General features: G+C 34.4%; 13 protein-coding genes and 1 tRNA gene. 12 read left to right on the forward strand and 2 right to left on the reverse strand.

Features of this window, described 5'->3' with window-relative positions:
- Positions 1 to 408: 408 nt before the first annotated feature.
- Positions 409 to 840, reverse strand: coding sequence for a tRNA (N6-threonylcarbamoyladenosine(37)-N6)-methyltransferase TrmO (gene tsaA, locus U9P79_10165; protein ID MEA2104985.1), 432 nt, complete (start codon positions 838 to 840; stop codon positions 409 to 411).
- Positions 841 to 1,034: 194 nt separating this feature from the next.
- Between tsaA and rpsP the strand changes: the two genes are divergently transcribed.
- The 11 genes from rpsP (at position 1,035) to U9P79_10220 (ending at position 8,391) form a co-directional block, all read left to right on the forward strand.
- On the forward strand, positions 1,035 to 1,346 hold the full coding sequence (gene rpsP, locus U9P79_10170; protein MEA2104986.1) for a 30S ribosomal protein S16: 312 nt from the start codon (positions 1,035 to 1,037) through the stop codon (positions 1,344 to 1,346).
- Between the two features lie 54 nt (positions 1,347 to 1,400).
- Positions 1,401 to 1,631, forward strand: a complete 231-nt coding sequence (locus tag U9P79_10175) for a KH domain-containing protein (protein ID MEA2104987.1) — start codon at positions 1,401 to 1,403, stop codon at positions 1,629 to 1,631.
- A 9-nt stretch (positions 1,632 to 1,640) separates the two neighbouring features.
- Positions 1,641 to 2,165: a ribosome maturation factor RimM gene (rimM, locus tag U9P79_10180; protein ID MEA2104988.1), complete on the forward strand. Its 525-nt coding sequence runs from the start codon at positions 1,641 to 1,643 to the stop codon at positions 2,163 to 2,165.
- The gene (gene trmD / locus U9P79_10185) at positions 2,155 to 2,850 is read left to right on the forward strand and encodes a tRNA (guanosine(37)-N1)-methyltransferase TrmD (GenBank protein MEA2104989.1); all 696 of its coding nucleotides are present in this window, start codon (positions 2,155 to 2,157) and stop codon (positions 2,848 to 2,850) included. Before rimM ends, trmD begins: the two co-directional genes overlap by 11 nt.
- Positions 2,840 to 3,403 (forward strand): RNA methyltransferase, encoded by a 564-nt coding sequence (locus U9P79_10190; protein MEA2104990.1) that lies wholly within the window; start codon positions 2,840 to 2,842, stop codon positions 3,401 to 3,403. The genes trmD and U9P79_10190 overlap by 11 nt, the downstream gene beginning before the upstream one ends.
- Before the next feature lie 58 nt (positions 3,404 to 3,461).
- Positions 3,462 to 3,839 (forward strand): 50S ribosomal protein L19, encoded by a 378-nt coding sequence (rplS, locus tag U9P79_10195; GenBank protein ID MEA2104991.1) that lies wholly within the window; start codon positions 3,462 to 3,464, stop codon positions 3,837 to 3,839.
- A 137-nt stretch (positions 3,840 to 3,976) separates the two neighbouring features.
- Positions 3,977 to 5,671, forward strand: a complete 1,695-nt coding sequence (locus U9P79_10200) for a TrkH family potassium uptake protein (GenBank protein MEA2104992.1) — start codon at positions 3,977 to 3,979, stop codon at positions 5,669 to 5,671.
- Between the two features lie 17 nt (positions 5,672 to 5,688).
- Entirely contained in the window at positions 5,689 to 6,420 is a 732-nt protein-coding gene (locus U9P79_10205; protein ID MEA2104993.1) for a TrkA family potassium uptake protein, read from the forward strand.
- A gap of 15 nt (positions 6,421 to 6,435) precedes the next feature.
- Positions 6,436 to 7,206 carry a hypothetical protein gene (locus U9P79_10210; GenBank protein ID MEA2104994.1) on the forward strand — a complete coding sequence of 257 codons (771 nt, stop codon included), beginning with the start codon at positions 6,436 to 6,438 and terminating at the stop codon, positions 7,204 to 7,206.
- 46 nt (positions 7,207 to 7,252) lie between these two features.
- Positions 7,253 to 8,209, forward strand: coding sequence for an RluA family pseudouridine synthase (locus tag U9P79_10215; GenBank protein MEA2104995.1), 957 nt, complete (start codon positions 7,253 to 7,255; stop codon positions 8,207 to 8,209).
- A 107-nt stretch (positions 8,210 to 8,316) separates the two neighbouring features.
- Positions 8,317 to 8,391, forward strand: a tRNA-Asn gene (locus tag U9P79_10220).
- Positions 8,392 to 8,521: 130 nt separating this feature from the next.
- Here the strand turns inward: U9P79_10220 and nifJ are convergent.
- Positions 8,522 to 12,037 carry a pyruvate:ferredoxin (flavodoxin) oxidoreductase gene (gene nifJ, locus U9P79_10225; protein ID MEA2104996.1) on the reverse strand — a complete coding sequence of 1,172 codons (3,516 nt, stop codon included), beginning with the start codon at positions 12,035 to 12,037 and terminating at the stop codon, positions 8,522 to 8,524.
- Between the two features lie 134 nt (positions 12,038 to 12,171).
- Between nifJ and U9P79_10230 the strand changes: the two genes are divergently transcribed.
- Positions 12,172 to 13,284: a peptidoglycan DD-metalloendopeptidase family protein gene (locus tag U9P79_10230; GenBank protein ID MEA2104997.1), complete on the forward strand. Its 1,113-nt coding sequence runs from the start codon at positions 12,172 to 12,174 to the stop codon at positions 13,282 to 13,284.
- The last annotated feature ends 9 nt before the right edge of the window (positions 13,285 to 13,293 follow it).

Below are 13,293 nucleotides of genomic sequence, written 5' to 3' on the forward strand. Positions count from 1 at the left end.
GATAATGAATAATGAATAATGAATAATGGAAAATTTTGAATTATGAATGAAAAACAGATTGGGTGAAAAGGGAAAGGGGAGAAGTGAAAGGTGGATTTTATTTAATTTGGCAAATAATTTCAAGATAGCTTCCCCTAACTTTACAAACTGCATTTGGCAAAAAACAAAATAAATTAACTCCCACAATACTCCTATAAATTTCTAATAATTTTAAACGTTAGTTTTGTGCCATATTGATATGGAACAAAAAAGTTTGTCAAATATTGTGAAAAATACTTTGGAAATTTAACGGAAATTTTTTGCTTTTGTTTTACTCGCGAATTCCAAATTTTTACACTTGCAATTTGTTTCCCGTTTAGGAACTTTCATCAGAAACCTGCAAATTTTTTCACACACCACTCCTAACCATCAATCAATTTCATCAATCCACCCAAATTTTGCATTTTCTACCTCATCCAAACTTCTAATATAAGGTTTAATGTCGAGTAATGGTGTGTTATTGAACATTTCTACATTGCGAAAGGTTATCACATTTCCGCGAATTTTTTCTAATTCTACTATGCTCATTCCGATATGATTGGGTCTATTGGGGCTTCGAGTGGCAAAAACTCCATGACTTTTATTATCAAAAGGCGGGTGTGAAATCAGGTTAGTTTTTTTGCTTTTATGAAAATACCAGAGAAGAATAATATGCGAAAACCCGGACAGATCTTTCAAACCGGATACATATTTTTCATTGACAATAATTTTTCCAGCTGTTTTCTTTCGTTTTCCTTTTGCCGGAATTTCTTCATAATTTTCGAAAGGAGTTTCTATAATTCCGATTGGTTCAATTTGCATTTTAGCTCCAAGATGCATTGTTTTACCTGTTTATTAATAACACTACGAATTTTTAATATCAAAAAGGTTGACAATAAATACAATAAAATAATTTGTTTAGCAAAATTTATATTAAGAAAAAATTATTAGAATATTGAATATTATGAAAATATGTTGCATTTTTGCAAAATTTAATTACACCAAGGAGGAAGTAATTGTCTGTAAAAATTAGATTAAAAAGAACCGGCGCCAGGAATCAGCCATCCTATAGGATTGTTGTGATTGATTCCCGAAAACAAAGAGACGGCAGAAACATCGAAAATCTTGGATTTTATGATCCAAAGCCGAAAGATTTTGTATATAAAATTGATGAAGAAAGAGCACTATATTGGCTCGGACAGGGTGCAATCCCATCTGATACTGTGAAAAGTCTATTGAAACGAGCAGGTATCTTGAAGAAAATTCACGAAAAGAAATTTGGTGAAACACAACCTCAGGAATTACCGATTGAGAACGATAACAATTGATTTGAATTTAGTCGAAATCATATTGATTTTAAACAAACTCCATAGGAGGAGAGCATGAAAGAATTAGTCGAAATGATCGCAAAAGCATTAGTTGACAATCCCGATGAAGTTGTAGTTAAGGAGATAGCCGGAGAACGTGTTACCCTTCTCGAACTCCGAGTTGGATCTAGCGATATAGGAAAAGTTATTGGTAAGGGTGGAAGAACTGCCAATGCTATGAGAACTCTACTTAGTTCTATTTCTACTAAACAAAAAAGACGAACCGAGTTAGAAATTATCGAATAATATCCTATAATGGAAATTGAAGATTTGATTTCCATTGCTTTTATCAAAAACCCTATCGGGAATGATGGTGAAGTAACCGTTATTCCCGATATGAATTTTACGGGAATTTTTTCCTACATTTCCGAAGTTTTTATTGTATTTCCAGACAATACTGTTCGTTTTGAAACAATCCAATCCTTTAAAAAAAACGGAGAACGAATTCGAATAAAAATCAGGGGTGTATCCGACAAATCACAAGCGTTTATACTCAAAAATGCTAAACTCATGCTTGCAAAGGAAGATATTGATTCGTTTTTGGAGAGCAATGGTCTGAATGATAAAATTGATGGTTATAAAGTATTCTTAAAGAATGATAAATTAATTGGCACAGTTGATTATGTATTTAACAATTCTGTTCAGGAAATAATTTCAATAAAAACCTTAGAAGGAGCAGAATTCATGCTTCCGTTTGTGAAACAATTTATCCAAAAAATGGATAAAAAGAATAAAATGATAATAATCAATCCACCCGAAGGTCTGTTAGATGCAAATTGATATTTTAACAATTTTTCCGGAAATGTTCTACAGTCCCTTCTCTCACAGTATCATTAAAAGAGCCATAGATAAAGGAAAATTGTCGATTGATTTTATTGATTTCAGAGAATTTTCTACGAGCAAGCATCATAAAGTGGATGATTATCCTTTTGGCGGAGCAAAAGGCATGGTGCTAAAACCTGAACCAATCTTCCGAGCAGTTGATTTCCTAAAAAAAAAAAGGAGTAAGCTGCTTGATGGAAAAAAATTCCCGCTTATTTATCTCTCACCCCATGGGGAAAAATACAACCAAAATATTGCTAACGAGTTCAGTAAAAAAAATTACATCGCTTTGCTTTGCGGACGCTACAAGGATATTGATTATCGAATTCGGGAGCATCTTGTTGTACGTGAAATTTCTATCGGTGATTATATTCTATCTGGCGGTGAAATCCCGGCAATGACCATAGTTGATACCCTTGCCAGACTGCAAGAAGGTGTGCTATCCCACTTTGAATCAGCCCAAACAGATTCTTTTCAGGATTCGGAGCTGGATTGTATTTATTACACCCGTCCCAGAGAATTTCGAGGTCATTCTGTTCCGGAAATTTTACTCTCCGGCAATCACCGGAAAATAGCCGAGTGGGAACAAACTAAACGAGCAGAATTCACAAAGATCTACCAAGAGAGAAATCGTGATAAATAATCTCTTCCTCGGCTTGGTGCATTATCCGGTTTACAATAAGCACAATGAAACTGTTTCTACTTCTATAACGAATTTGGATGTTCACGATATCTCCAGAACGTGTTTGACTTACGGAGTGAAACAATTTTTTATCATAAATCCTCAAGATTCTCAAAGGCAAATATTTTTCCGGCTAAAAAAATTTTGGGATACAGATATTGCGAAAGAATATAATATTTCTAGATTCAATGCATTTAACATCATTAAATTTTCCGATTCAATCGAAGAAGCAACAAAACTGATAAAAATGGAGTTCAAAACAAACCCGATCCTGATCACGACTTCTGCTCGATCATTCAAAAATACGGTTAATTCAGATAATATAAAAAATATTTTGCAACTGGATTCCCCCAAACTAATTCTCTTTGGCACCGCTCACGGGCTTACTGAGGATGTAATCGAAAAGAGTGATTTCCTTTTAGAAAAAATTTCAGGTGTTTCCGAATATAATCATCTGTCTGTAAGGAGTGCTGTTGCCATAACACTTGACAGACTATTCCGCGTTTGCAAATAGAGGCATAAAAATACTTAAAAGTATTCATTATTTTAAAATATAATATTGAGGTAACAAAATGGACATATTAAATATAGTTGGAAACGAAGGTATTGGTCACGATATGCCGGATTTCAGAGCAGGTGACACGGTTAAAGTGCACTATACATTTATTGAAAACGAAAAAAAACGAACACAAATTTTTCGAGGTATCATCCTTCAAAAACGCGGTTCAGGTATAAACAAAACTTTTACTGTCCGAAAGATCAGTTACGGTGTAGCAGTTGAAAAGGTATTTCCTTTATATTCACCTTTGATTGATAAAATCGAGATACTTTCTCGCGGACATACTCGCAGAGCAAAACTCTTTTACATTAGGGACAAAAAAGGAAAGAAATCCAAGATTCGAATTAGTAAAAAGCGTACTTTAAAAGAAATTCAAAAAGCAAAACAATAATATTTACTATTTTGAGGATAAGGAAGAATAACTTCCTTATCCTCTATCCTTTCATGCCTAAAGTAGATTTACTGAAAAAGGCAAAAACGGACTAAGCACAACAATTTTCTCTCTCCAAATTTCTACTAAAATTAATTATGACACATCAAATTGAACAAAAAAATTCTACCTTAAAATTTTTACAGACTCTTTTATTTCCCCTTGCTTTTCTTTTTATTATTTTCATTTTGGCAGAATATTTTTATCATTTTATTTTCCCCTACTCAACTATCATTACCAATTTTGCTTTATTATTTTTCGTGATTCTCAATCTTTATAAAATTATTTTATTTGAAGCAGATTTGGATTTTCTGAAAAAAAACTTCATAGATATTCTTGCTATTGTGATTTCTATTTTATTTCACAGGCAAATAATAATTTTCCAATTTTTCATCATCCTCAGGCAGGCTTTCATCCTTATTGACATAATTGTTACTTCAGAACCCGCATTATCATTATTTGCTCGTTTCAAAAATCATCCGGCGAAGATGATATTGTTGAGTTTCGCCACTGTAATTATTTTCGGAGCAATTTTTCTATCGTTGCCTATGGCAGCCTCATCCGGAAGAAGCATTGGATTTACAAATGCTATTTTTACATCAACATCTGCCACGTGTGTAACCGGATTGGTGGTGGTGGATACCGGTTCTGTATTTTCACATTTTGGAAAGCTAATAATCCTTCTGCTACTACAAATCGGCGGATTGGGAATTATGACATTTTCAACTGCCTTGATCTTACTTTTTGGCAAAAGAATGAGCGCCGGCGGGGAATCTCTAATGCATGGCATTATTGATGATGTTATTCATAAAAATCTGAACAAATTGGTCAGAACCATCTTATTCACAACCCTAACATTTGAACTAATTGGAGCAGCATTGCTTTTCATCCGATTTCATACTGAATTCGTATCAATTAAAACAGCATTGTGGTATTCTCTTTTCCATTCTGTTTCTGCTTTCTGCAACGCCGGTTTTAGTTTTTATGCAGATAGTTTTGTTAGATTTAGAGGTAATTTGATCATCAATTTCACTATAATGGGATTAATAATTGCAGGAGGGATTGGTTTTTCAGTTTTGATGGATATAAAAAGAATTATCACTCATAAAAAGCCTTTAAGATTCCTCACGCTTCATTCAAAGATAGTTCTAACCGTTACTTTCTTCTTGATAATTACCGGAGCACTTTTAATTTTTCTTTTTGAATACTCGCAAAATTTTTCGCGCATGCCAATCCGACAAGGCTTACTCGCATCTTTATTTCAATCCGTAACCGCACGAACTGCCGGTTTCAATACGATGGATATCGGTAAAATTAGCTATGCTACAGGATTGTGGTTGATGGTTCTTATGTTTATCGGTGCTTCTCCTGGCTCTACCGGCGGAGGGGTAAAAACTACAACCTTTGCTTTAATGATCTTGTCTGTGATTTCAATTATCAAAGGTAGGGATGAGGTGGAAGTTTATAAAAGTTCAATCTCTCAAAGAGTTATTAAAAAAGTCATGGCATTAATAGCTATTTCAGTCGGAATCCTTATTGGTGCTATTTTAATTTTGTGTATTACTGAAACTGATGCAAAATTCATTAAGATTCTATTTGAGGCATTCTCTGCTTTTGGAACAGTTGGGCTTTCAATGGGATTAACATCAAAATTGACAATAGTCGGCAAATTTTCAATTATTATCCTAATGTATCTCGGAAGAGTTGGACCCTTAACAATAGCCTTTGCTCTGGGTGAAAAAAAGTTTAAATCATCCTATCGTTATACTGAAGGGCAAATCGCAATCGGATAAATTTTTATGGAGGACAAATGGCACGTTTTGCAGTAATTGGATTGGGTAATTTCGGTTATACAATAATCGAAACCTTGATTCAAAAAGGTTCGGAAGTCATAGCTATTGATATAGATGAAAAAAAAGTAGAAGAAGTAAAAATTATCGCGGACAATGCTGTATGCTTGGATTGCACAGACGAAAATGCTCTGAGATCGGTTGGCATCGAGGATGTAGATGCCGTGGTCGTAGGAATCGGTAACAATAAGGAAGTGAGCATTCTTACTGTCGCAATTTTAAACAAAATGGGTATAAGTAAAATATACGCTAAAGTAGATAGCGAATTGCACGCAAGAATCCTGAAAATAATGGGAGTAACAAAAACAATTTTTCCTGAACAATATGTAGGAAGAGAAATCGCCAATCTTTTGGTTTCACAACATATTTTCACCTATATGGAAATTTCCAAAGATCACACAATGGTCGAAATTTCAGTGCCTGAACCATTCATCGGCAAATCTTTGATAAATCTTGATGTGAGAAATAAATTCAAAATTTCCATAATTGCAATCAAATACTCCAAACCGACTACAGATGAAGAGGGAAATAGAGTTCTCGAAGAGGAAACAAATATATTACCTGCTGCAGATGATATTTTGGAAAAAGGTGATAAAATTTTAGTAATTGGCAGAAAATCCGATATGAATAATCTGATACAATTATCAGAAAAGATTGAGCAAAAAAAATCAATTCAAAGCATTAAATCATAAAATTTTGGAGTATTCATGAATAACAATTCCTTTCAGGCAAAATTGCGGACAATTATTGTTATAATTTTTCTTCTAATCATTCTTCAATCAATCTACGTAATCTATACTGCTAATGGAAGCAAATTAACTTCTCTCGAAAAAGATCAAATCATCACATTTCAAATCATTTTCTTATTTATAGAAATGATACTTGGACTTACAATTTTTTTCTATATTCCGGTTTTATTAAAAAAATCGTTTAAGCCAATGGAAAATTTATTCGATGCTTTAAAACATGGGAAACTTGAAATTACTATTCCTGAAAATTTGAAAAAGGGTCCAATTGCATCACTTACCCATTCTGCCAACTTGATGATAGATAACCTGAAATTGTTTGATCAGGCAAAAACGAATAAAATATTAGAATACCGCAAAAGGTTAGAGATTGTTCTAAAAAATATGGATGACGCTGCCCTGATAATTAATGATAAATTTGAAATTGTATTAGTCAATAATCATGCAAAAAAAATTCTTGGAATCATTTCAAATGAAAATTATCCCTCTTTGATGGATTTTCACTTTGAAGGTGAAATTCTAAAATATTTTAAAGAGGCACTTTCCCGGAAAATGATGCTCCCTGAAAGAAAAGTATATTATCCAAAAATCAAAAAACATATTTCTTTCCGAAACGGAGTTATCCATGGAAGCAATGGAAAAGTCATCGGTATGGTCTTTGTGATTGCTGACTTGAATCTTAAGAAATTAAATCCTGATAATAAAGATAAAACCAATCAAAAAACAAAATAAGCCTGCTGAAATAAAAAATAAACTAATTATCCATATTCCAATTAAAATGGCAAACTCTGGAACACGGATTGATAAATATCTTGCATCACTCAATAATGAAGAACTTTACTCACGTAATTTCATTGATAAACTTATCAAAAAAAATCTTGTTACTATCAATAATCGTAGCATAAAAAAGAGTGAGTGCATTCATGGTGGAGAAACAATTGAAATTCAGATTCCTCTTTCCCCTCAAAAAAATATAAAAGCCGAAAAAATCGCTCTGGATATTATTTATGAAGATAAATATCTTGCTATAATAAACAAACCTTCTGGGATGGTAGTCCATCCAGCTCCAGGAAATTACACCGGCACACTCGTAAACGGTTTGCTTTATCACTATGACAATTTACCGAATCCATCCGAAAAAATCAATATACGTCCGGGAATCGTGCACCGTCTTGATAAGGATACATCGGGACTATTGATTATTGCCAAAACAAAACGAGCGCTTTCTTTGCTAACAGATATGTTCAAAAATCGTGAAATTGATAAAATCTATCTTGCCTTAACTATGAATAATTTTACGACGAAAGAAGATACAATAAAAACATTTTACGGAAGAAATCTCCACAATAGACAAAAAATGGCAGTGCGAAAAGAGGGCAAAATAGCGATTACTCATTATCAAATAATAAAATCATTTCCCGGATTTGATCTTACCAAGATTCATCTCGAAACTGGTAGAACCCATCAGATCAGAGTTCATTTTTCATACATTCATCACCCGATTATGGCTGATTCGGTTTATTCCACAAAAAAGCAAACAATAAATTCAATGCCGTTTACTCTTCAAAACAAAATGAATTTTATTCTTGCAAACACGTTATTCAGGCAAGCATTACATGCACATCAATTGGAGTTTACTCACCCTATTACTAAAAAAATAATCAAAGTTACTTCAGATTTACCTGAGGACATGATAAAAGTTATGAGAATTTTTAAAGATGATATAATCGAATAAAAAAATAAAGATGTTTGTATCTATTACTTGATTTTCGTAAAATTTGTTCAAAATTATACCCTAAACTTGACAGTAATTCTTCCCTTTAAAAAAAGTATCATCCGTGTTCCACAGTAGCTCAGCGGTAGAGCAGTTGGCTGTTAACCAATTGGCCGGGGGTCCGAATCCCTCCTGTGGAGCCATTTTTTTTTAATGGGAAAATTACACTTAATTATAAATATTATAGGGTTATTCTTTAAAAAAACTAAGATAAAAAAAATCCCACAAGTTTTATCCTGTGGGATTTTAATATTTAGATTTTGAGAGAATTAATTATTTCTCTGCCATTCGCTTATAGATTTCATATCTTTCTTTTGCTTCGGCAGCGGCTTGTTTGAATAACCTTTTGGCAATTTCCGGATACTGCTGTGCGAGGGTGCGGTAACGAACTTCAGCATCAAGAAATTTTTGATATTCCATCTTTGGTTCTTTGGAGTCAAGTGTAAATGGATTTTTACCCTCATTTTTCAAATCAGGATTATAACGATACAGATTCCAATATCCCGTGTCAACAGCCAATTTTTCTTCTGCTTGAGTATCTTTCATGTTGCAACCATGATTGATGCATGGGGAATACGCAATTATCAGCGAAGGACCTTTATATGCTTCAGCTTCTGCAATAGCTTTCAGGCACTGATTATTATTTGCACCCATAGCAATTTGCGCCACATAAACATATCCGTAAGTTAACGCCATTCTACCGAGATCTTTTTTCTTAGTGCGTTTTCCTGCTGAAGCAAATTTTGCTACTGAACCGGTAGGAGTAGCTTTTGAAGCCTGACCACCGGTATTTGAATAAACTTCCGTATCCAGAACCAGCACATTGATGTTTTTGTTACCGGCAAGCACATGATCAAGTCCACCATATCCAATATCGTAAGCCCATCCATCACCGCCGATGCTCCAAACACTTTTATCAACTATATAATTTTTTAGTTCGATAATTTTCTTGATTACAGGTTTGGTCGAGTCGCTTGCAGAATCAAGAGTTTCCGGAAGAATTTGCTTAACGTTCTTTGCAGCAATCTTAGCATCTTCTTCTATAGAATCCCACAATTCGAGACTTTTTTGAAGAGCTTCTGACAATTCAGTCGATGTGCCAATTTTAAGCAATTTTTCTATATTGGATTTCAACTGTTTTCGATTTGCATTAACTGCCAAACGCATTCCGTAACCGTATTCGGCATTATCTTCAAACAACGAATTTGCCCAAGTAGGTCCCTTACCATCTTTGTCTTTACAATAAGGCATTGTCGGAAAAGTTCCACCATAGATTGAAGAACATCCGGTAGCGTTAGCAATAACCATTCTATCACCGAATAATTGAGTAGCTAGTTTTATGTAAGGAGTTTCACCACATCCACCACAAGCACCACTAAATTCAAAATAAGGCATAAGGAGTTGACTGCCTTTTACAGAAAGACGTTTTGTTCCATCAAGAATATTTTCCGGTAATTCATCAAAGAAGAGGGCTTTTTCCACTTCATTATCTTTTCTCGCTTCATCCAAAGGAATCATCCTTAGAGCATCTACAGGACAAGTATTTACGCAATTATCACAACCAACGCAATCTTCAATGTAAACTTGAAGTTTATACAAAAGGTTCTTGCCGTTTTTCGTATTGGATTTTATCGTGTTGAACCCGTTTGGTACTTCCGTTAGAGATTTTTCTTCGATCTGTTTTGCACGGATAGCTGAATGGGGGCAAACTAGAACACATTTATTGCACTGAATACATTTTTCCGCATCCCATGTTGGCACTGTTGGAGAAACTCCACGTTTTTCCAGCCGAGTAGTTGCTGTGGGGACTTTTCCGTCATAAGGCATTTTGGAAACAGGAATCGTATCCCCTTTAAAATGCATGATCGGTTCGATAACATCTTTGGCGAAATCTTCTGCGTCGTCAGGAATGAGCTGGGGTACCGGAGCAGATTCTGTAATTATTGCTGGAATAGTAACTTTTTCGATTGCTTCGACAGATTCATTAACCGCTTTCCAATTCATATCAACAACATTTTGACCTTTCTTGATAAAGGTTTTATAGATCGCATCTTTGATTAATTTTATTGCCTCATCTTCAGGAAGAACACCGGAAATTTTGAAAAATGCAACTTGCATAACAGTATTTATCCTACTTCCGAGTCCAACGGATTGTGCAATTTTTAGGGCGTCAATATTGTAAACTTTTATCTTTTTCTCAATAATAGTTTTCTGCATTTCTTCTGTAAGATTATCAAAAACTTCATTTGGGTTCCAAGAGGAATTCAGCAAAAATGTTCCACCTTCACTTATACCGTCCAGAATATCATATCGTCCAATATATGAATCTTTGTGAAGGGCTACAAAGTCCACATTATTTAGGAGATATTGTGATTGAATTTTATTATCGCCAAAACGCAAGTGAGAAATCGTAACACCACCTGATTTTTTTGAATCATATTGGAAATAACCTTGTGCATATTTATCAGTATTATCGCCAATAATTTTTATCGAATTTTTATTTGCGCCTACAGTTCCATCCGAACCATAACCCCAGAATTTGCAACGAATCACACCTTTTGGTTCCGCATCAATTTCTTCTTTAACTTTTATAGAGGTGTTAGTAACGTCATCATTTATTCCGACTGTAAATCCGGTCGTTCCTTTTTCATCAAGATGATCAAAAGTATCTCTTACCATTGTGGGAGTAAATTCCTTAGAAGATAATCCGTAGCGACCGCCGATAACTTCGATGTCTTTGCCTCTAAGAGCCGTAGCAATATCAAGATACAAAGGTTCACCTAAGGAGCCCGGTTCTTTTGTTCGGTCGAGAACAGCAATTTTCTTTACTGATTCGGGAATTGCAGAAATAAGTGCTTTTGCCGAGAAGGGACGATAGAGTCTGACTTTTATTGCTCCAACCTTTTCACCTTTGCCGGTTAAGTAATTAACCGTTTCTTCAATAGTCTCTGTGGATGTTCCCATTGAAATCAGAATCTTTTCGGCATCAGGAGCACCAACATAATCGAAAAGATGATAATGGCGACCGAATTTTTCCGCAAATTTATCCATATATTCTTGCACAATTTCGGGAGCAACTACATAATATTTATTAACTGCTTCTCTTCCCTGAAAATAGACATCCGGATTTTGTGCTCCAACCTTCATAAAGGGGGCTTCCGGATTCATAGCGCCTTTTCGAAATCTTTCCACATATTTCATTTCAAGTAATTCTGCCATTTTTTCGTAGGGAAGAATTTCTACCTTTTGGATTTCATTCGATGTGCGAAATCCGTCAAAAAAATTAACAAATGGAATTTGCGATTTCAAAGTAGAAAGATGAGAGACGACCGCTAAATCCATTGTTTCCTGAATCGAACCGGCAGCCATTAGGGCAAAGCCGGTATTTCTGGCTGACATCACATCAGAATGGTCGCCAAAAATTGATAGGGCTTGACACGCTAGAGAACGAGCGGATACGTGAAAAACTGTTGGGAGCATTTCACCTGCAATTTTGTGCATATTCGGTAGCATCAGCATAAGTCCTTGTGATGCGGTGAAAGTTGTAGTCAATGCACCGGCGGAAAGAGAACCATGAACAGAACCTGATGCTCCGCCCTCAGATTGCATTTCAATCACATCAAGACATTCACCAAAAATATTTTTCCGACCTTGGGCAGACCAAAGGTCAGCCATTTCACCCATAGATGATGATGGTGTTATCGGATAAATCGCTGCAACTTCACTGAATGCATAAGCAACATGGGTGGCAGCTGTGTTTCCATCAATCGCTTTAAACTTCTTTGTCATTGTTTCCTCCAATAATTGTTGTTAATTTATTTTTTATACTATTTTGAAAACGTCAATATTGATTATCGGGATATTAAGTCAATATATTTTCTAATTTTTTTGACATAAAAACCGAATCATGGTAATTTCAGACTATGAAAAAAAAAATAATTATACGAATCTTAATGTTTTCGTTTCTTGTTTTTAGCTTTGCATTTGGCGATATTGTTGTCAAGTCCGAGAAACGTATTCAAGAATTATCAACTCAAATTGAGAGTGAGCAAAAAAAATTAAAAAGTTTGGGAAACGATAAAAACTTTCAACAAGCAAAAATAAATAAAATTCAATTCAACATTAATCAATTGCAAAATAAACTTGACGATCTCATTCTACATCAAAATTTAGCTCAAAATGAACTGGAAGTAATAAATGCAATTCTGCATAAAAGCAATGAAGAAATATCTGCAAATTCTTTTTTACTAAATAAAATAATACAAAATCTATTTCTCAAAAATAATTCTGCATTAATCTACGAAAATTCTGTTCAAACCAATCTGAAACAAAATCTTCTTGGTCTTTGTTCCCAAAATATTGTTGCAAATATTGATAGTATTTTTGCCTTTTATATTTCCAAACAAAATGAAGGCAACGAACAAAAGCAAGTAGTTGCCGATCTAAGCAAAATGATTCAATCTGATAGAAACGAGTTTAATTATTCTGTGGGCAGAAGACATTCAGAAAGAGAAGAATTGCATCTTATTGAAAAAATTGAGAATGGTTATAGCTCTCGAATAGATGAACTCAAAAATGGAATCAGCAGGTTAGAAAATTTTATATTGCAACATGAAGCAGAAAAAACAGGAAAAAAATATTCTTTTTCTTTTGAAGAAGGAATTTCTTGGCCTATAAGAGGTGAGCTGCTCATGAAATTCGGAACAAATCAAACAGGCAAACATACTTCTTTGAAAAATGAGGGAATTCTCATTTATAGCCAAAACGGATCACCCGTCAAATCAATAGCATCCGGTGTAGTGGCATATGCAAATTGGTTTGAAAAAAAAGGAAACCTTGTTATTATTGACCATAAAAATGGATTTTACAGCTTATATGGCTTTAATGAAAAATTAATCGTAACACGAGGAGAGACTATTGAGAAAGGGCAAATCATTTCCTATTCCGGTTCAAATCCTTTCATTGAGAAAGATTGCTTGTATTTTGAGCTTCGCAAAGCAGGGCATCCGATTGATCCTCTTGAATATTTGGAGTAACAACTCACC

Source organism: Candidatus Cloacimonadota bacterium, from assembly GCA_034661015.1.
Taxonomy (GTDB): domain Bacteria; phylum Cloacimonadota; class Cloacimonadia; order JGIOTU-2; family JGIOTU-2; genus JAYEKN01.